Consider the following 22686-nt stretch of genomic DNA (forward strand, 5'->3'; position numbering starts at 1 on the left):
TGCGACTTAATCCCCTCCGTCCCCTTTTTGCATAACGACGAACGCCGGCGTGGGGCCGGCGTCCGAGTACTGCAGTGTGGAAGGGGTGACGGGTCGATCAATCAGCGGTAGACGCGCTCACAGCGGCGTTCAACCACGCGATCACCATTCTTCTGCTGGCTGTTGCCCTGGATCTGGCGGCCCGCCGCACCACCGGCGACGGCACCCGCCACGGTGGCCAGCTTCTTGCCGTTGCCGCCGCCGACCTGGTTGCCGAGCAGGCCACCGATCACGGCGCCAGTCGCGGTACCCGTGATGCGGTTCGGGTCGCGCGAGTTGCGCTGCACTTCCACGTTCTTGCAGACCACGCGGCTGCCGTCATTGAACTTGCGTCCTTCATCACGTGGTCCGTAGGTCTGTGCGCCGGCAACGGACGATGCCGCCAGCAGCGTGCCCAGCACAAGCAATCGGGTCGAAGTCTTCATGGCCATCTCCTGAGGTCCGGTATGGCACAAGTTTCCTCCCGCGGTTGGCAACCGGAAGTGAAATGCATGTGTCCGCCACTTCATCGGCCATCAGCCGTTCAGGAAGAAAATTCGCGCCCATCGCGATCAGCCATCGCGATGGGCGCCGTCTCCCTGCCGGCATTTCAACCCTGCTAGAACTCTTCCCAGCCGCCCGCATTGGCCGCCAGCGTCGGTTCGATGCGTGGCGACAGCGGTGCAGAACGGCGCACCGGGGTAACGGTGGCAGCCACTGCAGCCAAGGCCGGGCGTACCGCAGCTGCGGCCGTCATTGCGCCGGTGCGGAATACCGATACCGCCTCGGCCAGCAGGTTGGACTGCTCCTCCATCGAGCGTGCGGCGGCGCTCGCTTCTTCCACCAGGGCCGCGTTCTGCTGGGTGGTCTCGTCCATCTGCACCACCGCCTGGTTGACCTGCTCGATACCCGAGCTCTGCTCCTGCGAGGCGGCGGAGATGTCGGCCATGATGTCGGTCACCCGCTGCACGGAGGCCACGATCTCACCCATCGTGGTGCCGGCCTGGCGGACCAGGGCCGATCCGTCGGCGACCTTGCCGACCGAGTCTTCGATCAGGCCCTTGATCTCCTTGGCCGCGCCTGCCGAACGCTGCGCCAGTGTGCGTACCTCGCTGGCAACCACTGCAAACCCCCTGCCCTGCTCGCCGGCACGCGCGGCTTCCACCGCGGCATTCAACGCCAGAATATTGGTCTGGAACGCGATACCGTCGATGACCGAGATGATCTCAGCGATCTTCTTCGACGACGCCTCGATGGCCGTCATCGTGGTGACCACCTGGCCAACCACCTCGCCGCCCTGCGAGGCGACACCATGCGCGCCGATGGCGAGCTGGTTGGCCTGGCGTGCATGCTCGGCATTCTGCTTCACGGTGGAGGTCAGCTCCTCCATCGATGCCGCCGTCTCTTCCAGGTTCGCCGCCTGCTGCTCGGTACGCCGCGACAGGTCGGTGTTGCCCGAGGCGATCTCACCTGCCGCAAGGTTGATGCTGGATGCACTGGCCTGGATGCGACCGACGATCTGCTTGAGCTGATCGACCGTGGCATTGCAGTCATCACGCATGCGCGCGAACACACCATGGAAATCGCCCTGCATGCGCACGGTCAGGTCACCGCGCGAGATGGCCTGCAGCAGGGTCGAGACCTGTACCAGGTTCTCGTCGGTGGTCTGCATCAGGCGATTGAGCCCCGCCACCATGTCGCGGAAATCGTAGGCGAAGCGATCCTCGTCACCACGCAGGCTGAAGTCACCTGCCGCAGCGGCGGTTGCCAAGCGGCGGATCTCGCTGTTGATCGCCGACAGGCTGCTCTTGGTCTCATCCATCGCCTGGGTGATCGCCGCCTTCTCGCCGGGCAATGGATCCATGTCCACCGACAGGTCGCCACGCGCGTAGTGCTTCATCACCTCGATCAAGCGGTTCTGCACCTGCACGTGCGAGCCGACCAGCGCATTGGTCTCGTGCACCATGCGCCCGTAGTCGCCGGGGAACGCGCTTTCATCCATGCGGTAGCTGAGGCTGCCGGCATCGTGCTGGCGGGCCAGCTCGCCCTGTGCCGCCATCACCGACTGCAACTGTGCCTGCATGCGCTGCATCGACTTCAGCAGCTGGGTCACCTCGTCATTGCCGGTGGCGTCGATGCTGCTGTCCAGACGGCCATTGGCGATGCCATCGGCCAGCTTCACCGCTCCTTCCAGCGGGCGGGTCAGGCTGCGGGTGATCGCCCAGGCCGCCAACGTGCCCAGCAACAGGCTCAGTGCCCCGAACGCGATCGATAGCGTGCCGGTCCACGATTCTGTTGCGCGGTACTCTTCGCGGCTGCGTTCGGTCAGCGTTTCCTGATGGCGCAGCAGGGCCGAAATGGATTCATTCCAGGCCGTTGCCAATCCGTGCTCGGCCAGCAGCTCCTTCGCTGCGCCATCAAAATCCCCGGACTTCATGCGCTCATGCAGTTGCTGGGTTGACGCATCGGTGGCCTTGCGGGCGGCCTCGATGCGTGCAACCAGGGTGTCGCCGGTAGCATCACGCGGAATCTTGATGTACTTGGCCCAGATACCGTCATAGGTCCGCGACAACTCCTGGGCACGCTGGTAATCCTTGTCGAACTCGTCACCACGCTTGATCACCATCAGGCGGCGATGCATCAGCACCGCGTTGTTGGTATCAAGCATGTCATTCAACAAACGCATCTTCACCATGTTGACGTCCACCACTTTCTCGAACTGGGCGGACTTCAGGTGATTTCCATACAGCACGAGGCCGACGATGGCCATGATGAACAGCAGCAGCAGACCGAAGCCGGCGCCAAGCCGGGATCCCACACGGAGATTACGTAAGGCAAGCATCTCAATTCCCTTGATCGTGGCCGTACGTTCGATGGCGGCGCAGCGACGGGAAACTTTACGGGACTTTATATATGGACCGATCCAAATACATGAAACTGTGCAGGTAGTCAGAAAATAAAGAAGCGGATAATGGCGCCATATCATTTATCGAATACCGCTGACACGCCAGTGCCCGATGAAAATCACATGGATTTAACGCCATAATCACGCCAGGCCCTGTGCACGATGACCCTGGATTATCTGCACATGACAGAACTGTCCCGGACCGGGCATGTCATGGCATGGCGACGCCCGGGACGGCTACAGTCGGCAGATGACCCGGATCCTGCACATCGAAGGCGCGTCCATCAACGACATCGCCAGTCTCTACGTGGAAATCAATCGCGTGTTCATGGCCGACGAAGACTGGCAGCTGGGACCCAGCCTGGACGCGTTGGATGATCTGCTGTGGGGTGGCTACGGCGCTCTCGCTGGTCATGCCTCCACCACGGTTGTGTGGCGCGACATCGAGCACAGCCGCGAAGCACTGGGCCGCAGGACCACCCAGGCCTGGCTGCAGTCAAAACTCGATCAGGCCGGCACCTTCAACACCGCGGTGATCGCCGACCAGCTGGCGGCGCTGCAACAGGGCCAGGGACAGACCTACTTCGAGATCGTGATGGAGATCTTCAACGGCCACCCGCAGGTCACGCTGGTCCCCGCCTGAGCACGCACCAACCACAGCGTGTTCGCCTCAGAGCTTGGCCAGGGCCTCACCCAGCCGCTTCGGGAACGCGACCTCGCTGGCCAGATGCCACGCGCGCGCATCCGCGCCCAAACGGCTCCACTCCAGCGCATCCATCGCCAAGGCACGCTCGATGGCCTGTTCCAGCGCCGCCTCGTCCACGTGCCAGGTCCTGGACAGGTGGCAGGGCTGGCCCTCATGGGCAGCAACGAGGATGCCACGACTGTCGTCGATCATCTGGTTCATCGGCGCGCCATCGCAGGTGATCACCACCGCCGCACAGCTCATCGCCTCCACCAGGTAGTGGCCCCAGCCTTCCGTCTGCGACAGGCACAGGTGGAACGCATGTTCGTTCTGCAGGCGCCGCACTTCCTCATCGAGCAGGCGCTCGCGGACGATCCGCAGGTTCGCGGCACCGCCCTCGTCCTCGTCCGAAGGACCACCCCGCAGGACGGTCAGCAACGGCCACTCCGGATGGCGCTTCCAGACCTCGACCAGCGTTGCCGTGCCCTTCATGCGACTGGTACCGGCTGCATGCAGGAAGCTGCGCGGCTTGCGCGGCACCGAAGGGTCGTGACGGTCACGACTGCAGAAGCCGACCTCCAGCGCGCGCAGGCCAAGTGCATTGAAGATGCGCGTGGCTTCTTCGGTCTTGGTCAGCAGTGCATCGAACCGCGGCAGGATGCGCAGGCTGCGTGCGGACACCCATTCCGGATTCGGAATCAGCAGGTTGACCTTCGCCAGGCCGAAGCTTGCCGGCCGGACATGCTCCAGCGAGATGTTGATGTCGAACCGTGCCGGCTTCCGGCCCAGGCTCAGCCACGAGGCCAGCAGCCTGCGCAGGCGCATCCCGCGCAGCTTCCAGGCGCCGCCATTGCGCACTGCATCAAGACGGCTGACGGTCACCTCGTGCCCGAGCTGCTGCAGCGAGCGCTCGATCACCTGGATGTCATGGGACAGGCCACGCTGGTTGTCGGCGGCCAGCAGATGGATATGTGCCATCAGCGGGCACTCCCTTCCCGGTGCAGGTTGCGCGCAGGCAATGCGGTCGCCAGCATGAAGCCCAGCACCAGGTAGAAATAGAACGAATGCGGCATCGCCCGGTAGAACACGTTGTCCGTGAACGCCGAGAGTGCGTAGACAATGACCACTGCGAGTCCTGCGGTGGCGATCATCGCGGTCGTCTCATCGGCATGGCCGAGACGTCGCGCGAAGTGGATGCCGGGCAGGATGAAGATCAGCAGCATGATCACCAACAGCGGCACACCACCGGTCGCCGCCGCTTCCAGGTATTCGTTGTGCGGGTGGTTGTAACGTACGATTGAATCGGAGACCTCGCCGCGGGCGATACCTTCGCGTGCATAGGTGCCGAACTGGTTCAGGCCGACACCGGCCAACGGGTGCTCCGCGAAGGCGTCGACCGCCACGCCCCACATTGCAATGCGCTCGCGGACCGAGCCGACCTCGTTCTCCTGGCTGAAACCGGAGATTTCGCCACTGACCTCACCGAAGCGCTGGATGACCTGGTGGTTCAGCACGCTGGTGGCACCGGCCACGCCGATGACCAGCGCCCCGACAAAGGCCAACGCGCCGCGCCAGCGCCGGGTGCGCCGGACGTGCACGGCGATCACCATCAGCATTGCGGGAATGAACGCCAGGATCGGCCCCCGGCTCTGCGCCAGGATCGAACCGTAGACGCCCACCGTGATGGCGATGCCGTGCAGCCAGCGCTCGGCCGGATGGACGTTCGGCTGGATCAGCCGGATGACCGAAAACAGCGCCATGCACAGCGTGACCATGGTGAACTCGATGGCCGTCCACTCACCACCGCTGAAACCATGTGCGCGTTCCAGCCCCATCATGTGGTGCTGCACGATGCACGAGCCACCGAAGATCAGGGTCGACAAAGCGAAGATCTTCCAGATCAGTCGCCAGTCCAGGGCGGTGGCGAACACCGCGGCCGTGCCCAGGTAGATCAGTGTCTGTGCCGGAAGGTCCAGTTCGTTCCAGCGCAGGCCGTGCCAGCCGATGCTGTAGAAGGCGTAGGCCAGGCGCAGCAAGCAGACGATCACGATGAACCGGGCGATGTGGTAGCGCAGTCGGACATCGGGCTGGCGGCGGATCAGGACCACGCCGGTGACCAGCAGGGCCAGCAGCAGCACCGCCTTCAGCAGGTTGTAGGGTGCGGATCCGGCAAGCGGGACAAGTGCGACCAGAATGCTGAGCAGGACGGTACGCCAGGTGTAACGAGGTTCGGCGGCCGTGCTGGCTGCAGTCATGCTTGTTCTTTCCATCAACGCCCGCCCGGGGATGAGTTGCCCCGGTTTCCATGGAGGCCGTTTGGCGGAAATCGCCGGGGCTGACACTACCGTGGGGGCCTACGGAAATCAACCAAACCACAGGTGTATGGGCGTGTGGCGTTGGCCTGCAGACAGCCCGGCCAACGGCCCTGCCCGGAGCACCGACGCTGCGGATCACCGACCGCCCCAGGTCGCTACACTAACGGCCCTGCCGGCCGTGGTCGCATGGCCACGCCCCGACGCCCTGCCCAAGACGCGAAACGCCCCAAGTGACTGATACAAAAGACAACACCAGCAACGCCAAGGCGTCCAAGGACCACACCCCGCTGATGAAGCATGATGGATTCATCGGAATCATATGCAAGCAAAGCCTTCTGCAGCAATGACTCTGGCCCGTTGGCGGCGGAACACCGCTCAAAACGCAACACCGTCGCAACAAGCCCCCTGCAGCAAGCCCGACCCATTTTTGTTGATTGGAATCGATTCCAATCTCGGAGTCTAAGGAGATGAGACACGAGCGGTAGTAGGATTGGGTTGTCCCATTCACCTGGCCACTCAACAGCTGCCTGATGACGAAATCCATCCAGGTTATTTCTGCATCTAAGTTCGCTACAACCTTTGCCCTCCGACCCGAGCTTCACGCGTGGCTTCTCGGTGCCGGCGCTTCTGCGGCCTCTGGCATCCCGACCGGCTACGACATGATCCTGGACTTCAAAGCCAGGCTCTATTGCCAAGAGACCCGGTTCCCTCGCCGAAACGTTGATCCGAGCGATCCGCTGTGGGTTCAGCGCATTGACGAGTTCTTCTCTCGCACCCCGCTCCTTCCGCCTCCTAACGATCCGACCGAGTATGCGGCCGCGTTCGAGGCGATTTATCCGCAAGAGACCCATCGTCGCCAATACATCGCTGACGCCATCAGCAAGGGCACCCCCTGCTTTGGGCACCGCATGCTGGCCGGTCTGATAAGCGCCTCAAAGGCTCCCTGCGTCTTCACGACCAACTTTGATCCTCTGATTGAAGAATCCAGCCTGCTGGCGGCATCCCTAATGCCCCCAGGTGCCGCGAGCAAGCCTACGGTGGCGACTCTAGACTCTGCACACCTGGCTACGCGCTGCCTGGATGAGTCTGACTGGCCCCTCATCGCCAAACTTCATGGCGACTACCGTTCAACATCCCTGAAGAACACCACGAGCGAGCTGGCTTCCCAAGACCATGATCTGCGCCGGGCTATGGTTGAAGCCTGCAAGCGGTTCGGTCTGGTCGTAGTCGGCTACAGCGGACGCGATTCCTCCGTGATGGAGGCGCTTGAGTCGGTCCTGGCCTACGAGAACCCCTTCCCAAGCAGCCTCTACTGGTGTGCGTCTTCCCGCTCCAAGCTCCTGCCGGCTGTGAATGATTTTTTGCAGAAGGCTGTGTCTGCGGGAGTCAGCGTCTTCATCATCGAGTCCGCGACGTTCGACGAGTTGGCCGGCGATCTGCTCAACCAAATCAGCCTTCCCAGCCCGCTGCTGGACCATGTCCTGTCGTTCCAGCCGACCCAGCTCGCAGCTCCCATCCCCGTGCGCACGGCGGAAGCACGGAAGTTCCCCGTGCTGCGCCTCTCCGCATTGCTGGTTGAAAGTCTCCCCATAACGGCAAGAAGAGTAGCCTTGGGCCGCCCATCCTCCATCGTTGAGGTGCGGGAAATGCTCAAGGCCACGAAGTGCCGGTCGGCGGTGGCAATGGTTGGGAATGAGCTCGCAGCCTTCGGCAAAGATGCAGAAATCCTCGCTTCATTGCACAGTCTGAAACCAGTGCTAAACGGGCATTGGACGCTGGACCCCGTCCAAGACAGCTGGGCGCTAGGCCTCATCTACGATGCCCTCCTTCGCGCATTGGCCCGGCGACGACCGTTGATTCCGAGACTTAAGCGTTCCGGGCACTCGCTTATGGTTGCCAGCGCAAGGGTCAACGAAACAGACGAGCAGCGACATCGCCGCGAAAGCCAACTATCCAAGCTCAAGGCGGCCTATGGAAGCGAGCTCACGGGGAATAAGTTCGGTCGCAACTACAACGAAGCCATCTCGGTTCGGCTGGAAGAGATTGAGGGACGCTGGTGGTGCGGGTTTGACCCGTACACTGCCGTAGAAGCACCGCAAGATGAGCGACTGGCTCCTTCTGACACGGCCCAAGGCGACCCGCTGGGCTGGTCGACGCAGCGCAAGCCAGATCCGACCGCTGACTGGAGACGAGAGCGCTGGGCGACCAAGTACAACGGTGCTTGGGCCAACATCATCGACGCGTGGGCGAGCTTGCTCACGTCCCCACACGGCGTCACCTTTCACGCGTTCGGAATAGAAGATCAAGAGGGAGTCGATGCAGCCTTTCGCATTTCACCGCTCACCGGCTTCAGTCGTCCTGGACATCACGACAAATACTTTGACCGGAGGCAGTGATGGTAGATGTTTCTCGCTCGCAGCTACCGCCGCTGTCCTTGCTTTCGGAACCGGAGCTGGCCTTTTCTCCTGAGCACTCCGGGGGGCGAGACGTCCACCCCCTTCGCGGGCTGGCGCACTACGGCCCCTTCTCGTCCCAGACATTCAGCCAGTTCACGCCCACCGTTCGCATCGCCACAGTGGGCCCAGCAAGTGCGTTCTGGACTCGGGGCGCACTTATGGCATCGCTGAAAGAGCGACATGGGGCTAGCGATAGGAGCGGCTACGCCCCAGATTTTCCCGGTTTCGCCAGCGTATTCGGCGTGGACTTGGCTTCCTCGGACAAGGCCAACCACATCCGCTGGCCCGACTCCATCAACGATCTTCCAGGATCTGGCCCGCTTCAGCATCGCCTGGTGGCCGCCTTCGACGCAGCTCTCTCGCAACTAAGCACAAGACACGAACAGTTTGACGTGGTCCTAGTCCATCTCCCAGAGGCGTGGCTTCCTCACACGTCCGGGGACGGGTTCGACGCGCATGATGTCCTCAAGGCATTGGGAGCAAAGCACGGCATCCCAACCCAAGTGGTCAACGACCGGACCTTCAGCTTCTCCAACAAGGCTCAGCTGGCTTGGAGGCTGTCGATCGCGCTCTATGTCAAAGCCGGCGGCATTCCTTGGAAGCTCGCCCCTCTGGCGGGAGTGCCCGCGGACACTGCCTACATTGGTTTGGCATACGCGCTGAAGAAGGTCAACGACGAAACCCACTTTGTCACCTGCTGCTCGCAGGTGTTCGACATGGACGGGGGCGGCATGCAGTTCGTGGCGTTCGAGGCAAAGGATCCGGTCAAGGACGTGCGCGAAGCACGAAGGAATCCGTTCTTGTCACGAGAAGACATGCGAGCCGTTATTGCCCGTAGTCTATCGATCTACCAACAGCGCAATGGAGGCATTCTTCCCCGGCGAATGGTCATTCACAAGAGCAATGCGTTCAAAGAAGAGGAGGTTCTTGGTGCTCGCGACGCCTTGACGGCCGTCCCCGAGGTGGAATGCATCGAGATCAGCTCCAGACCGACTTGGCGGGGAGTATGGCTGGTCAAATCCTCTGGTGGGACGGCGCGCACCCAGCCAGCGAGATACCCAGTCCCCCGCGGCACCTTCGTCCCCCGGTCGGGCACGTCCGCTCTTCTTTGGGCTGCAGGCAATGTTTCAGACGTTTCAAGCAAATCAGACTACTACCAAGGCGGGAAGAGCATCCCACGTCCACTTCTACTGACCCGTCACGCGGGCAGCGGACCACTGGAAACGATCGCCCACGAAACACTGGCGCTGACCAAGATGGACTGGAACAACGACGCACTCTACGACCCAGTGCCCGTCAGCATCCGCTACTCCCAGAAGCTCGCCAGGACCATCTCCAATGTTAAGGACCTTCCCGGGAACAGCTATCCATATCGTCTATTCATGTAGCGGCTTCCCAATGCGAGGAGAAGACGGTTAACGTAATGTGCGAACTACGCCCATCATTGAATGGGCGTCGGGCTTTGGTCGACGGCCAGATGGTTCACTCAGGCCTTAATCACCGCGCGTCAGCACGCGTGTAAGATGCTTCCACGATCGGCTTACCAAGCTTCCCGTTGAAGCCGCTGGCGAGGCGAGAGCAGGTCTTGGAAAACCAAAACCTAAGGAAACCTATGGCAAACGGAAATGCCCCCCAGGACTGCAAAGTGGCTGTCTTGGTGGACTGCGACAACGTAAGTCCTGACATCGTTGACCATGCGCTGTTGATGGGTGCCCAGTTCGGCAGGGTCGTGCTGCGTCGAGGCTACGGGAATCACGCCACCCTCGCCAACCGGTGGCAGGAAGTGATGGTCCAACAGGCGTTCACACCTTGCCTGCAGTATCAGTACGCTGCGGGGAAGAACACTTCGGACATCGCTCTGGCTTTGGACGCACAAGAGGCCATGTTCGATGGCAGGGCGGATACGTTCTGCCTGGTCACCAGCGACTCCGACTTTGCCTATCTCTGCCGAAAACTCCGCGAGCGCGGCGCAACCGTTTGCATTGTTGGCGAGGCCAAGACACCACTCGCCCTGCGCAACGCATGTGACCAATTCTTCCTCTGGGAGAGCGTTTCGGCTGCTGGGACACGTGACACCACTGGTCTCAACGAATCAGCGAGCACAGCCCCCGGCAAAGTGGAGCGCCCCCTCCCCAAACGTCGGCCTAGGTTCTTGGTGGATGCGGTGGCCTTGCTTGCAGGCGAGACCTCCGAGGGAAAAGTGGGGCTGGGCGCACTGGGGCAATACTTGCGACGAACCAACCCATCGTTTACCCCGAATGCATACGGCCACTCTGGGCTGCTGAACATGGTGAAGACCTACGACCTGCTCTCGCCGCAGCAGGAACCCGGCGGCAACTGGTCGGTTGGGCTGGCAACCAGCCCTGCCGGCGATGCCAAATAGCCCAACAAAACAGGTCCAACATGCCCGCCTCCGCACTCCGTGCCTTTCGCCTGCTCCGAGCGTTCGGTGCCCTTGAGTTCGCATTGAAACAAGTTCCCGGGTTCACCGGCGCTTACTCAAACGGATCCGCCAAGGTGAATTGGCAAGCCGTCGACACTGCACTTGAAGTGATGCAACCAGAGCGACTCACGTTGGCGGTGTCTGACTCGACCAAGCAGAAGATTCTGGGCGGGAAACGGGATCGTCCCATGGTCCAGGTGGTGATCGTGCACGCCGGCCACAACATCACCTCCTTCCGGGCCGAAGCCCTGAGCGCGTCAGACCCGAAGGCGCTGATGCAAGCCGCCCGCCGGGTTCGTAACAACCTCTTTCACGGTGGGAAAGAAGATCCGCTTGAAGAGGCGTTTCCGGGCGATGACAATGAGTGGATATCGGCCGCAACCGATGTCGCCCGGAGCGTTCTTGATCTGGTCGCCCATGGACTGCTCAGGCCCGTGCCCTGAGCAGTCACGGCCAGCCATAGCTTCCTTAGGAGCTATTTCAACTCGGCCAATCGCGCTTGGTAAGCCTGCTCCACACAGGCTTCGTCGGTACAGACGTCCCGCACCGTCCTGCGCCACCGTCCTTGACTCGCCGCAACCTCGCCCGGATCCATCGAGCGGGTCCGGACGGCACCAAACACCTCTGCAGTTTGCTTGTCCAACCGGGCCAGATCCGGATCGGCACAGATCATTTGCTCTACGGCCGACGACGCATTCCCACAGTCAAAGCTGGGCCCAGTCGAAGCGGCATCCGCCAGCGGCTCGTCCGAGTTGGGCTCTTGGTAATCGTCCGCCTTCGTCGACATCGCTGAATCATAAGCAGGATCAACGTCCACTGCCTGTGACTCTTCCACTGGGGCCGCAGCTGCGGGAGCCAAGGCTTGTGTTTGGCTCCGGACATTGGAGCTGATAGCCGCTCCGATGCCAATAAGATCTCCAGGAAGCACCTGGACCTCGGCCAAGTGTTGTCCATTGACCGTCTGAGAGGTGTATTCAAGCCGTAGCTTGTAAACGTCCTGCCCAGGGTTGTTGAATGGCGCGGCCAGGTCAGCTTCGCAACTGTAGCGGCTGATCTTCTCATCAAAGCTCGTCGGATGAGCCAAAGAGATGGGAAGAACACTGCGAAGCTGCTCTGCGCTCAAGTTGGCAGCAGCACTTGCCGCCCCCAGCTCCCGCTGGATGATGCTGCGAACCAGGTCCAGGGTCATCTCATCGCCGCACTCCGGCGCTCCGGGCTTCCCGCACCCTACGAGTGCAGGAAGCAAGAACGCACTGCTTAGAACCATTTTTTTCATTGACATCCTGTCCTCGTCGCAAAAGTTGGGCAACTCCCTCTTATGCGGCTATCGACCCCGTTGCGAATTTCTTTAGAGAGCTAACTTGGGGCCATCGTCATCCAACGCCGGCGGAGTCAGCCCCGCTTGTGGGGCCGACTGCGCGACTGCAGGTGACTTTCCAGGGGCCGCTTCCCCGCCAGCAAGTTCTTTTCGACTAAGTAGCAATTGTGTGCGCAATTCCCTGCTGAGTGCTCTTGCTAATTTTCACTTAACTGTTTGGCTACGAGCACACACCAACCGAGGACGCACATTGCTAGATCCACGAACCCAAATCGCCGCGCTAATCCTGAGCGGCAGCTTCAATCCCACCGTCCATCGCACTCGCGAAGAGCGCTTGGGAAACATCCAAGCCGCTCTGGAGCTCGCGGAGCATGTCCTGGGCAGGTCTTCAGGAAAAAGCCCGATCCAACCCATCGATGCTCGGTTGACCGACGACGGGCACACACCAACGACGGAGGAACCATGACTGATCCACAAACCCGAATCGCCGCGCTGGTTTTAAGCGGCACCATCGAACGAGCGGCTCAGCGTACACAGCACGAGCGCTCAGAAGATGTTCGAGTGGCCTTGGAGGTCGCCGCCGAGGTTTTGCGCCAGCGCGCAGGCGGAAACCCAGTCGACCTCATTCATGACAGGCCTCACCTTCACCCACGGCCCGCTCCTACAACCAAGGAACGCGTCGAGGTAAAAGAGGATCTGGCTCCGTTGGACCAACTGCTCGCTCATCGGCGGGGAATCAGGCCCTCGGCCAAGCCGCCAACGACCAAACGGCCAACGCTTCATTGAACTCCCCCCCCCCCGCCACAGCGGGGGCTCTTCATTCCTGTCAGTGAAGCCTTGGCCGAGGCGTGGCCTGCTGCGTGGATACAGTCAGCTTTGCGGGGTCTCCCGTTTCGTGGAGCGCATCCTCCAACTGATCCAAGGCCCCCCTGCTGCCGGCTTCCAACTCTGCCACGGCGGCTGACAGCTGATTCGCACAGGCCTCTTCCTGACCGTCCTCGATCTTTGTACGAGCTTTTCTCAGGGCATCCAAACGCTGCTCGATTGCTGCCAAACGACGTCCGCGACGCCGGGCCCAGGCCACCAGTCCAGCGCCTGTTGGTCGGGGCTGCTGCTCGACGAAGTCCTCCAACGACCTCTCGGCGCGCGTCAGAAGCGATGCTGCCCGACGTTCAGCCTCCACCCGCCGCATCCACTCCGTCGCTCGTCTCCTCACTGCGGCCAAGCCCCTCAGCGTTCGCTGGACATCCTTGCGCACCCTTGTTCCCACGCTCCCGTTGCCAATGGCCGAGTCCAAGCGACGTAGAAGCACGAGTGTGGAGCGAAGCGCCCCCTCAAGCCCCGCAGCCACCACGTCACGCCAAAGTCCCCACGCGCTCTCCATCAGGGATTGCAGCGAGGGTTCGGGTGCATTGGGAAGAGTGCGGATGGCCAAAACTCCTCGCCGACCGAATCCCTTGACGTCCTCGATGTAGCTTTCACCTGATTTCGCCCCCAGCTCGACACAGTTCGGTGGCGTCGACGCATGTCTGTGGGCACGGTCTGTATCCGTCGCTGCCCTCTCAAACCGTATCGCTGCCCGATGCACAGCACCCTGGTTGTCCGCAACAATGTTGGCCAGAACCTTCCCGACATCGGTCTCCACTCCCCGCCGTTCCAGCGCTGAGGCTTGTTGGCCTAGGTGGATGGTTGGGCGCCGCCCGAGAACCGCAGCTGCGACGATGTCGCCGCGTTCAAGCGCGTCCTCCGCTTGAGCTTCCAAACTTCGATGATCGACGGACGCTGGGATCTCGGCAGCGGCCAGGTGCTGGTTTGTCAGCTGGGCCACCATCGCTCGGAGCCACTCCACTTCGCTACGCCCAGAGGGTCCACCGTCGAGCTCGCGCGTTTTGTCCGCAAGACCTTCGGCATCCAAGCGCCGGGTGGTGGCGAGGATGTGCACGTGCCAGTTTAGTCCGTCGTTGCTGCCCGGCGAGTGGATGCTCGCTTGGACTGCAAAGCCGTAGCGATCAACCAAGGCCCGGGCGATGTCCGCCGTAAGGGCCGAGCGCTCAGGCCCATCCAGCTCGTGCGGAAGCGCGATCTCAAACTCGCGGGCCACGGTCGCGTCTTTTCGCTTCTCTGCCGCCTCGGCCGCTTGCCAGAGCTTGGCGGCGTCGAGCGACCAGTCGGGCGCCTTCAAAGGCACCACCCAGCGGCTCTCGACCACTCCGCCTCTGCGAGAGTAATCGTGCCGCGCTCCCGTGCGCTCGTCGACGAGCGAGAGTCCGGCCCGGTAGGCCGCAGCGGCAACGGCCGAATGGCCTTTGGCACGGGAGAAGGTTTTGACACGGGTGTGGTAGATCGCCATGCAGAGAGCTCCAGTTCTTTGAACTCTTTATGCCTTTGAATTTGCCGTTGGCAAGTCGCAAAGCGGCTTGGGGTTCAAGGGGCGAAGCCCTTTGCGCACGCATCACTTGTGATGCCTAAGTGCGCTTTTCGCTCTTTGCTTTTGCATCTTCCTTTCCTGATTTTCTGAATTGCTTCAAGTTCGAAAGCGATGTCGCCATCAATAGTTGACGGATGAGAAATCATTGCTTCACTGAGGGAGACTCACTAGGAGAAGATCATGTCATCCACCAATCACTACCGCGATCAGATCCAAAGGGCGACCCATCGGCTGGCCCAGCTTCAAGCCAGGGAGCTTCTGGCGCATCAGCGGCAGGATGCCAGGGAGAAGGCCATCAAGCGCCGCGACGACGCCAAGCGCAGACGACAAGTGGCCGAACTCGTTTTCCTGGCCGGGGCCCAGAACCTGCCAGACAACGAGATAGTCGCAGCCCTGCAGCGGCACCTGCTTGCGGTGAACGAAACACGCCTCTCACCGCCCCACTGATCACCCCTGCTCACTCGTACGGCCATCAACGTCATGGCCAGGGGCAGACACTCCAGCGCCCTGGACGCCAATACTGAATGGGCGAAACCCTGGCCATCCCGGTGCCCCGCCCCGTCCTCGCTATGCGCGTCTCACGTGGAGTGGGCGAGCTACAATGCCCCAAAGGAAGCGCCAAAGGCAGGGGGCCACATGGCGAGAAGGAAGCAAACCGCAGGCGGCTGGATCGTCGCAATCCTGGTCGTCATAGCATTGGTGCCAAAGGAAGTCTGGATCGGATTGGGTATCGTCCTTGCGGTGGCCACTGCCGTTTGGCTCTGGGCCAAGTGGCAGGCGATGCGCCCGAAAAGGACACCCTCTTCCGCCAAGCCGGTCCCCGCTCCAGAGCCGACCTTGGCAGAGTTGATCAAGGCATCCGCTCTTCCATCTGGGCTGGCGGCACAGAGACAGCCCCGCCCAGAAGCTGCCCAACCGGCGAGACCCCCGAATATTGAATCGGGCACCTCCTCGGGATCGGTCGGCGCTGCCGTGTCAGAAAATGCGCACCCGGTTGGCTCTGAGGGTCGCTCGGCGCTGACCTCGGCGCAGGCCCCGAGCAGAGCGCGCCCAGAGACTCTATCGCCGCCCCGTCCTGGCAATTTGGAAGACGTCAAAGCCGCGGTGAGCATGCGCCTCGCCATCGAGTCCGCCGCACGGGTGCTGACGGCCGTGGGCTCCGCAAACCCTTCTACCCCCTACCCCTACCAACCTGACGAGGAACGCATTGAGCGCGCGCGCCCAGGCAACCTCGCTGCGGCGAAACTTGCCGTGACCCAGCGCTTGGCTGCGACTTCGCAAGATGAGCTGGTCGAGCCTCTGATCCGGTCCGCCACAAACGCGGACACAACCTCGGGAGAGACCTTGACGGGCACCATAGATGGGCGAGCGTACCCGGACTCAAGAGCCGCAGAGCAGACTAACCCTCCCCACACGAACGGAACCCGCGACGCAAGTGCAATGACGCCGCCGCCCCCGCTTCCATCGCGGGCTTCGCCTCCCTCCCTGCCCGATGAGCTCCGGCAGGTGGCCATGGACTCCGAAAAGCCGGCAAAGCAATACACAGTGCCCCGACCGCCCGAGGGCTGGGACAAAACCCGCTGGCTCGGCGCCCAGGACGAGATCGAGATCGCGGGCATCGTTATCCGGGGCGGCCTGTTCTACACAGGTCCGCGGCTGACCACCCCTGGCACGCGTGAGAAGGAGCCCAGCTTGGTCAATGGCGTTCTTGCCGTTGGGCGATACGGGGATTACCGGTCCACGACGCGCTACTGGGGAGGCTACGCAGATTTTGAACCCGCTGAACGCCACGCCTATCTGAAGTGGCTCGCTTCGGACCGTACCGATCCCGGCTGCGCAATCCAGTATGTTCGATTGTTCCTGTTTGGATTGGAGCGTCGCATCTTGCTGGATTCGGTGAACGATCCGGATTCCAAGCAAGACTGGCCCGCTATCGAGGCGATGCTCCGCCGTTTGTCGTCTGCTTATGCTGCCGTGCTTCCGAACGTCCACGGCCATGTCAACAGCCTGCTCGACTGGATGGCTCTGACCGAAGCAGGCGACCAGCTTTACAACGCGCCGCTTCCCGCGTTCGAACGAACTTACGAACTGCCTTTCTACATCCGCTTGGCCCTGGGGCAATGCTCCTTGGATCGAATCCCCGTGCCCGCCGCGCTGGCCACGGCTTGGGTGCGCCTCAATCCAGAGATTCCGCTGCGAACGGCCGCAACGCGTTGCGCGGAAGAGTTTGATCGCCTTTTCGCTCTGCGGTATCAAGAAACATTCGGCCCTGGAATGGTGCTGCCAAAAAACCGCACCAAGCTGAAGTTCACACACCGCCCCTTTAACCCGGCCCTGGACCGAACTGACGCCGGCACCAAGGCATTCGGTGACATTCCTGATGTCACCGCATTGCGAGCGCCCCTGAAGGCGCTGCAGGAACTTGTTTCTCAGTGCACGGAGGACCTTGGAGCCTTCAGCCGGCTCGTGGGCAAGAACCCCGAGGCCCGCCAATCCATTGAGGGCACCTTGCTGCTTCCGTCAGAGATCTGGCCGCTGGCCACGCGGACAGCATTGGCCGAAGTTGCTTCGGATGTTCAAACCGCCAATTTGTCGATAAAGCTGACTGACCTATTGGGAAGGCTTGGGGCAGTCGGAACCACCTTGGGCAAGGACAGGATTCGGGAACTCGCACGAGCACTGGAGCAGTCTAAGGTCGGCATGGAACCCAATGTGCTCGAAGGCGCGCGGGTGCCTGGTGAGAACGACCCCATCGTTCTCTTCGCCCTGCTTCCCGACCAAACCCATCGAACGGACGCTCAGGCCTATCAAACGGCCCAGTTGACCCTGCAACTCGGCTCGACGGTCGCTCAGTCTGATGGCACGTTCAGCGCCCACGAACTTGAGCACCTTTCACACGAAATCGAGAGCTGGACGCACCTCAGCGAGGGGGACCGACGGCGGCTGCGCGCGCACCTTGATCTCTTGGCGATGGCACCGCTTTCCTTGCCTACGTTGCGCAAGAAGCTGGATCCGCTCAGCGAGGACATCAAGGACGCCATCGCCGGGTCCATGGCCACCCTCGCCCAGGTCGACGGAATGGTCTCTCCAGAGGAGGTCCGGTTCTTGGAGCGCGTCTACAAAGCGCTGGGCGTGGATCCCACTCGTGTGTTCAGCGACGTCCATGCCCCACGCCCGTCCAAAGCCCCAAGCGCATTGCCCAAGGCTGCGTCTGGCGCATTCCAACTCGATCCCGACCGGATCGCTGCTCTTCAGCGGGACACAGCCCAAGTCTCCGCGTTGCTCGCCAACATTTTCACCGACGAGGAAGCGACTCCCCCTGATCACGCGCCGGCGGAAGCGGTGGGTGCCGAGGTGGAGAGTGCTGGTCAGTTGCTAGGGCTTGACCAGGCACACAGCGCGCTGCTGCGCCTCATGCTGTCGCGCCCGGTTTGGACCCGTGCCGAACTGGAAGATGGCGCGGCAGACATGGAGCTGATGCTCGACGGCGCGCTTGAACAAATCAACGACGCGTCGTTCGACGCATACGACATCCCATTTTCCGACGGCGACGACCCGTTGGAGATCAATCCCGAATTCATTGAGAAGATCGAGCAATGAGCAGCCCAATCCGTTCCAGGGACCGCGACGCGGTGATCCAGTCGCTGCGCGCCGGCGTCGTTCCACGCGCCGGTCAGCATTTGATCCAAGTCGGGCGCGCCCGTGAAGTGCAAACCCTGGTCAGTGACATCGATCGGCTCGCCGATGGCGGCTCGTCCTTCCGCCTGGTGGTGGGTGAGTACGGCGCAGGCAAGACCTTTTTCTTGAACCTCGTTCGCGCCATTGCAATGGAGCGAAAGCTCGTCGTGGCCAGCGCGGATCTGAATCCCGACAGGCGGTTGCATGCTTCAGGGGGGCAGGCCCGGTCGCTCTACGCGGAGCTCATGCGGAACTTGGCCACTCGGACCAAGCCCGACGGAGGCGCCCTGCCCGGGGTGGTCGAGAAGTTCATTTCGACCGCAGTGGCCGAATCCAAGTCGCAAGGCGTATCCACCGAGGAGGTCATTCGCGCGAAGCTCGAGCAGCTGAGCGAACTGGTGAACGGCTATGACTTTGCCGACGTGATCGCCGCTTATTGGAGAGGGTTCGAGCAAGGCAACGAGCAGCTCAAGTCCGATGCCATTCGTTGGTTGCGTGGCGAATTTTCCACCCGTACGGATGCGCGTGCAGCGCTGGGCGTCCGAACCATCGTCAACGACGCATCGGTCTACGACCAGCTCAAGCTCATGGGCCGCTTTGTTCGACTGGCGGGCTATAGCGGCCTACTGGTCTGCCTGGACGAACTGGTCAACCTCTACAAATTGGCCAACGCCCAGGCCCGGAATGCAAACTACGAGCAGCTCCTGCGCATGCTAAACGACTCCCTGCAGGGCTCTGCGGTTGGCCTTGGCTTTGTTCTGGGCGGCACCCCGGACTTCCTGATGGATACCCGCCGCGGCGTCTACAGCTATGAAGCTCTTCAGAGCCGCCTGGCCCAGAATACCTTTGCCACCAACGGACTGGTGGATTTCAGCGGCCCTGTGGTTCGACTGTCGAGCCTGACGGCCGAAGATTTTTACGTCCTGCTCACCAAGATTCGCCATGTCTACGCTGCCGGCGACACGGGCAAGTATCTCTTGCCCGACGATGCCATTCACCAGTTCATGACCCACTGCGCCAATCGAATCGGCGATAGCTTCTTCCGCACCCCGCGCACGACGATCACCGCGTTTATCAACCTCTTGGCCGTCTTGGAGCAGAACCCGGGCGTGGGCTGGCAGGACCTGATTGGATCGGTCGAGGTGGCAGCTGACCACGGGGGCGACGGCGAATTGGTCGTTCAAGAGGACGACGAGCTGGCGTCGTTCAGGCTCTAACGATGACTGCCTCCAGCGCCTTCCAATCGCTGCACCCTCGAATCCAGCGCTACCTCTGGACCGAACAATGGGAGGCGCTGCGTGAGGTCCAGGAATTGGCGATTCCCCTCGTCCTGACCGCCGACCATGACGTGATCATCGCCGCCAGCACCGCCTCGGGAAAAACCGAGGCCGCTTTTCTTCCTGCGCTCACGCACCTTCTGAACACCGACGAGGAGGGCCTGATTGTCTACATCAGCCCTCTAAAGGCGCTCATCAACGACCAATTTGAACGGCTGCAGCGGCTTTGCGAGGACCTTGAAGTCCCCGTGTGGCCTTGGCACGGAGACATATCGGGCTCGACCAAGCAGCGATTCTTTAAGCACCCCCGTGGCGTGCTCCTGATCACACCGGAGTCCATGGAGGCGATGCTCTGCAACCGCGGGACCTCCGTAGCCGCCGCGTTCTCCAGACTCCTGTACGTTGTCGTGGACGAACTCCATGCGTTCATTGGGAGCGAGCGCGGAAAGCAGCTTCAGTCGTTGATGCACCGGATTGACGTGCTATTACGGCGGCGGACTCCCCGCTTGGGCCTGTCGGCAACATTGGGGGATTTTTCGAGTGCCGGGGCCTTCCTACGCCCGGGTGTTGGGACTGCCCCCGCGCTGGTCAACGCCCCATCAGCTGGAAATGATCTCCAGCTGATCATCAAGGGCTACGAGCAACCCGCATCTGAGGGCGGATCCGACGAGAATCCCGCGGCTCCCGCTGCGGTGGCCGAGCACCTCTACCGGGTGCTTTCAGGGACGAACAACCTGATCTTCCCCAATAGCCGAAGGGAGGTTGAACGCTACACGCACCTCCTCAACCTGCTGAGCGAACAGGACGGCCGGCCGAGAGAGTTCTGGCCACACCATGGGAGCCTGTCCAAGGAAATACGCTCGGACACGGAAGCGGCCCTGAAACAAAAGGGTCGTCCAGCGAGCGCAATTTGCACGAACACTCTGGAACTGGGCATCGATATCGGAGCGGTGAAGAGCATCGCGCAAATTGGCCCACCACCTTCCGTGGCTAGCCTTCGCCAACGCCTTGGTCGCTCCGGGCGCCGCCCTGGAGAGCCAGCGGTGTTGCGCGGCTACGTTATCGAGGACTCAATCGACGCTGAGTCGACGTTGAAGACAAGGCTTCGACTGGACACAGTTCAGTCCACTGCTTGCGTGCTGCTATTGCTGGAGAGGTGGTTTGAACCGCCTTCGGTCAACGGCCTACACCTTTCAACGCTCGTCCAGCAGTTGCTTTCTTCCATCGCCCAATACGGCGGGCTTAAGGCAGCTCAAGCGTATCAGCTGCTCTGCGCAGATCAGGGACCGTTTCACGGCCTATCCCAAGACGCGTTCGCAGAGTTGCTTCGCCACCTTGGCCAAGAACAGGTTCTGATTCAAGATGGCTCCGGCTTGCTGCTCCACGGCCCGGTCGGCGACAAGTTGGTCAACCATTACACCTTCTACGCCGCTTTCAGCGTCGACGAAGAGTTCCGGATCGTGGCCGCCGGAAAGGCACTAGGCACGCTCCCCGTTTCCCAACTGCTGACCGTCGGCCAGCGAATATTGTTTGGCGGCCGCACTTGGCTCGTCGAGCAGATCGACGACGCCCAAAAGACGATCTACGTGGCCGCAGCGAAGGGCGGCACCCCACCTCTTTTCAATGGAACGGGCGGGCAGATCCACACCCAGGTCCGTCAAAAGATGCGTGGACTGTATCAGCAAGAGATCAAACCAGACTTCTTGGATCCCACTGCCTCTCGCTTCCTGCAGGAGGCGCAGAGCGCCTACCGTCAATTGAGCCTGGACGGGAAGGTTCTCCTCGACCAGGGCAGCGATGCCTTGCTGCTGACGTGGCTGGGAGACTCTTCGAATGAAGCCATCGCCTGCCTCCTAAACGCTCAGGGATTCATTTCTCAGGCCGGTAGGCTGGGCGTGGAAATCTCCAAGGGGGCTAGGAGTCTCGATGATGTGATCAAGGTGCTCGGGCGGGTGGCAAAGATGCCATTGCCATCGCCAGAGACGCTTCTTCACTCTGCAAACAACTTGGTCACGCAGAAGTGGGACGGCCTCCTTCCTCCACGCCTTTTGCGACGCTCCTATGCATCGTTAAAGCTGAACCTGGAAGAGGCTACCGCTTGGCTCGCTCTTAGGTTCGGATAGTGTTCCAGTTCTAGCGAAGCTTCCGCATTGGCGCCTACTCGCCCCGCACGCGCCCTTCCGTTGTTAGGCCGGCTCAGAGACTAGCTTGTGGAGTCATCTGATGACCTACGACTCGACCTTCTTGTCTCAAAGAATTTTTCGCCACGCTCAATCCGCGCTATCTGGCGCTGAATATACGAATCACCCTTGCGAATGCGAACAATCATACCTAACGGAAAGATCACGCAACCGTAGATCGCAAGAGCCCCAATTGTGACGATCACACCCAACCAGTGAAGCCCGCCGGTCGAATAGGCCAATGGCGCAACCATCGCGGCAATTGCCAGGAAGCAGAAGCACCACAGAAGCTGGGTCAGCAAGAATTGCAGGAGATTCGACCTGTCCGAAGCTAGGTGCTGAACCTTCCTCAGCTCGGCCCTGTTCATAGCAAGACCTAACTTCTCATTCCAAAAGCCGGCCTTGGCATAGGCCCATTTCGCTAGTGACGTAACGATGCTCGAGATGACAAAAACAGCGAGCCCCTGTGCCAGCCAGTTTTCCATAGTTTGTCTCATTCATAGAGTGTGGGTGGGCTATGGGCACCCGATGCTCCGGGTCAGAGTTCGATCCGTGCAATGCTTGGCCACAACTATGCCAGCCCCCAGCGTGCCTACTCGGGGGCTGCAAGGAGCCTTCAGCGTCGTTGAAAGTCTATGCCCATTTCTAACAGAGCGGCGGGTGTCGGAGAAAATTTAGTACCTTCAAGGATGACCCTAGGAGCCGGACGCTGAAAGGCTGCGTCTCCTCCAGGACTTCGCCGCACAATGCCACGCCCATCGCTGCACTTCCCTAGCCGTTCGCCGGAACGTATCAGTCCCTTCCACGAAGACCCAGACGGCCCTTTCGTCCCGCTCGCCACCAGCTTAGGTTCCGGCGCGCCTCTACCTGGTGCCGGGCTCGGAGCTCACACACCAACAGACTAGCGTCCCCACTCGCGCATCTTTTTTTGCCGCATCAGTGGCGTGCACCGTGTCAGTGCCACTGAGCGCCCTCTCCAAGCC

Annotated in this window: 17 protein-coding genes; 9 read left to right on the forward strand and 8 right to left on the reverse strand. The window is 61.4% G+C overall.

The annotated features are described in order from the left end of the window. Positions 1–101: 101 nt before the first annotated feature. Positions 102–470, reverse strand: coding sequence for a glycine zipper 2TM domain-containing protein (locus V9K93_RS02410; protein ID WP_032127541.1), 369 nt, complete (start codon positions 468–470; stop codon positions 102–104). 167 nt (positions 471–637) lie between these two features. Beyond that, positions 638–2860, reverse strand: coding sequence for a methyl-accepting chemotaxis protein (locus V9K93_RS02415; RefSeq protein WP_337302018.1), 2223 nt, complete (start codon positions 2858–2860; stop codon positions 638–640). A 313-nt stretch (positions 2861–3173) separates the two neighbouring features. Here V9K93_RS02415 and V9K93_RS02420 point away from each other — a divergent pair, with 313 nt between their 5' ends. Further along, positions 3174–3566 carry a barstar family protein gene (locus tag V9K93_RS02420; protein ID WP_046983261.1) on the forward strand — a complete coding sequence of 131 codons (393 nt, stop codon included), beginning with the start codon at positions 3174–3176 and terminating at the stop codon, positions 3564–3566. A 27-nt stretch (positions 3567–3593) separates the two neighbouring features. Here the strand turns inward: V9K93_RS02420 and V9K93_RS02425 are convergent, their stop codons facing one another. Then, positions 3594–4586 (reverse strand): glycosyltransferase family protein, encoded by a 993-nt coding sequence (locus tag V9K93_RS02425; protein ID WP_046983262.1) that lies wholly within the window; start codon positions 4584–4586, stop codon positions 3594–3596. Then, the gene (locus V9K93_RS02430) at positions 4586–5863 is read right to left on the reverse strand and encodes an O-antigen ligase family protein (RefSeq protein WP_136638318.1); all 1278 of its coding nucleotides are present in this window, start codon (positions 5861–5863) and stop codon (positions 4586–4588) included. Before V9K93_RS02430 ends, V9K93_RS02425 begins: the two co-directional genes overlap by 1 nt. A gap of 590 nt (positions 5864–6453) precedes the next feature. On the opposite strand from V9K93_RS02430, the gene V9K93_RS02435 reads away from it, so the two are divergent. The 4 genes from V9K93_RS02435 to V9K93_RS02450 all read left to right on the forward strand — a co-directional run bounded on the left by V9K93_RS02435 (position 6454) and on the right by V9K93_RS02450 (position 11265). Continuing rightward, positions 6454–8319, forward strand: coding sequence for an SIR2 family protein (locus tag V9K93_RS02435; RefSeq protein WP_337302019.1), 1866 nt, complete (start codon positions 6454–6456; stop codon positions 8317–8319). 218 nt (positions 8320–8537) lie between these two features. Beyond that, positions 8538–9767, forward strand: a complete 1230-nt coding sequence (locus V9K93_RS02440; RefSeq protein WP_239500778.1) for an argonaute/piwi family protein — start codon at positions 8538–8540, stop codon at positions 9765–9767. 266 nt (positions 9768–10033) lie between these two features. Then, positions 10034–10762, forward strand: a complete 729-nt coding sequence (locus tag V9K93_RS02445; RefSeq protein ID WP_414715602.1) for an NYN domain-containing protein — start codon at positions 10034–10036, stop codon at positions 10760–10762. A 20-nt stretch (positions 10763–10782) separates the two neighbouring features. Further along, positions 10783–11265, forward strand: coding sequence for a hypothetical protein (locus tag V9K93_RS02450; RefSeq protein ID WP_088100473.1), 483 nt, complete (start codon positions 10783–10785; stop codon positions 11263–11265). 32 nt (positions 11266–11297) lie between these two features. Here V9K93_RS02450 and V9K93_RS02455 read toward each other — a convergent pair whose 3' ends face one another. The 3 genes from V9K93_RS02455 to mobQ form a co-directional block, all read right to left on the reverse strand. Further along, complete coding sequence (locus V9K93_RS02455) at positions 11298–12011, reverse strand: lysozyme inhibitor LprI family protein (protein ID WP_140393506.1); 714 nt, start codon at positions 12009–12011, stop codon at positions 11298–11300. A gap of 675 nt (positions 12012–12686) precedes the next feature. Next, complete coding sequence (locus V9K93_RS02460) at positions 12687–12866, reverse strand: hypothetical protein (protein ID WP_088100475.1); 180 nt, start codon at positions 12864–12866, stop codon at positions 12687–12689. Between the two features lie 100 nt (positions 12867–12966). Next, positions 12967–14490, reverse strand: a complete 1524-nt coding sequence (gene mobQ / locus V9K93_RS02465; RefSeq protein WP_088100476.1) for a MobQ family relaxase — start codon at positions 14488–14490, stop codon at positions 12967–12969. A 258-nt stretch (positions 14491–14748) separates the two neighbouring features. On the opposite strand from mobQ, the gene V9K93_RS02470 reads away from it, so the two are divergent. The 4 genes from V9K93_RS02470 to V9K93_RS02485 all read left to right on the forward strand — a co-directional run bounded on the left by V9K93_RS02470 (position 14749) and on the right by V9K93_RS02485 (position 21646). Beyond that, complete coding sequence (locus tag V9K93_RS02470) at positions 14749–15015, forward strand: hypothetical protein (RefSeq protein ID WP_088100477.1); 267 nt, start codon at positions 14749–14751, stop codon at positions 15013–15015. Between the two features lie 189 nt (positions 15016–15204). Then, positions 15205–18168: a tellurite resistance TerB family protein gene (locus tag V9K93_RS02475; protein WP_337302020.1), complete on the forward strand. Its 2964-nt coding sequence runs from the start codon at positions 15205–15207 to the stop codon at positions 18166–18168. After that, positions 18165–19463 (forward strand): ATP-binding protein, encoded by a 1299-nt coding sequence (locus tag V9K93_RS02480; RefSeq protein ID WP_337302021.1) that lies wholly within the window; start codon positions 18165–18167, stop codon positions 19461–19463. The genes V9K93_RS02475 and V9K93_RS02480 overlap by 4 nt, the downstream gene beginning before the upstream one ends. Before the next feature lie 2 nt (positions 19464–19465). Continuing rightward, positions 19466–21646 carry a DEAD/DEAH box helicase gene (locus V9K93_RS02485; protein WP_337302022.1) on the forward strand — a complete coding sequence of 727 codons (2181 nt, stop codon included), beginning with the start codon at positions 19466–19468 and terminating at the stop codon, positions 21644–21646. An 80-nt stretch (positions 21647–21726) separates the two neighbouring features. Here V9K93_RS02485 and V9K93_RS02490 read toward each other — a convergent pair whose 3' ends face one another. Beyond that, the gene (locus V9K93_RS02490; RefSeq protein WP_265951442.1) at positions 21727–22188 is read right to left on the reverse strand and encodes a hypothetical protein; all 462 of its coding nucleotides are present in this window, start codon (positions 22186–22188) and stop codon (positions 21727–21729) included. Positions 22189–22686: the final 498 nt, after the last annotated feature.

This window comes from Stenotrophomonas sp. CCNWLW162, from assembly GCF_037203745.1.
Lineage (GTDB): Bacteria > Pseudomonadota > Gammaproteobacteria > Xanthomonadales > Xanthomonadaceae > Stenotrophomonas > Stenotrophomonas maltophilia_AQ.

Coding starts and splice junctions, on each gene's coding strand:
- V9K93_RS02410 (WP_032127541.1), bottom strand. CDS start 470: ATGGCCATGAAGACTTCGACCCGATTGCTTGTGCTGGGCACGCTGCTG.
- V9K93_RS02415 (WP_337302018.1), bottom strand. CDS start 2,860: ATGCTTGCCTTACGTAATCTCCGTGTGGGATCCCGGCTTGGCGCCGGC.
- V9K93_RS02420 (WP_046983261.1), top strand. CDS start 3,174: ATGACCCGGATCCTGCACATCGAAGGCGCGTCCATCAACGACATCGCC.
- V9K93_RS02425 (WP_046983262.1), bottom strand. CDS start 4,586: ATGGCACATATCCATCTGCTGGCCGCCGACAACCAGCGTGGCCTGTCC.
- V9K93_RS02430 (WP_136638318.1), bottom strand. CDS start 5,863: ATGACTGCAGCCAGCACGGCCGCCGAACCTCGTTACACCTGGCGTACC.
- V9K93_RS02435 (WP_337302019.1), top strand. CDS start 6,454: ATGACGAAATCCATCCAGGTTATTTCTGCATCTAAGTTCGCTACAACC.
- V9K93_RS02440 (WP_239500778.1), top strand. CDS start 8,538: ATGGCATCGCTGAAAGAGCGACATGGGGCTAGCGATAGGAGCGGCTAC.
- V9K93_RS02450 (WP_088100473.1), top strand. CDS start 10,783: ATGCCCGCCTCCGCACTCCGTGCCTTTCGCCTGCTCCGAGCGTTCGGT.
- V9K93_RS02455 (WP_140393506.1), bottom strand. CDS start 12,011: ATGACCCTGGACCTGGTTCGCAGCATCATCCAGCGGGAGCTGGGGGCG.
- V9K93_RS02460 (WP_088100475.1), bottom strand. CDS start 12,866: ATGAGCGAGCAGTTGGTCCAACGGAGCCAGATCCTCTTTTACCTCGAC.
- mobQ (WP_088100476.1), bottom strand. CDS start 14,490: ATGGCGATCTACCACACCCGTGTCAAAACCTTCTCCCGTGCCAAAGGC.
- V9K93_RS02470 (WP_088100477.1), top strand. CDS start 14,749: ATGTCATCCACCAATCACTACCGCGATCAGATCCAAAGGGCGACCCAT.
- V9K93_RS02475 (WP_337302020.1), top strand. CDS start 15,205: ATGGCGAGAAGGAAGCAAACCGCAGGCGGCTGGATCGTCGCAATCCTG.
- V9K93_RS02480 (WP_337302021.1), top strand. CDS start 18,165: ATGAGCAGCCCAATCCGTTCCAGGGACCGCGACGCGGTGATCCAGTCG.
- V9K93_RS02485 (WP_337302022.1), top strand. CDS start 19,466: ATGACTGCCTCCAGCGCCTTCCAATCGCTGCACCCTCGAATCCAGCGC.
- V9K93_RS02490 (WP_265951442.1), bottom strand. CDS start 22,188: ATGGAAAACTGGCTGGCACAGGGGCTCGCTGTTTTTGTCATCTCGAGC.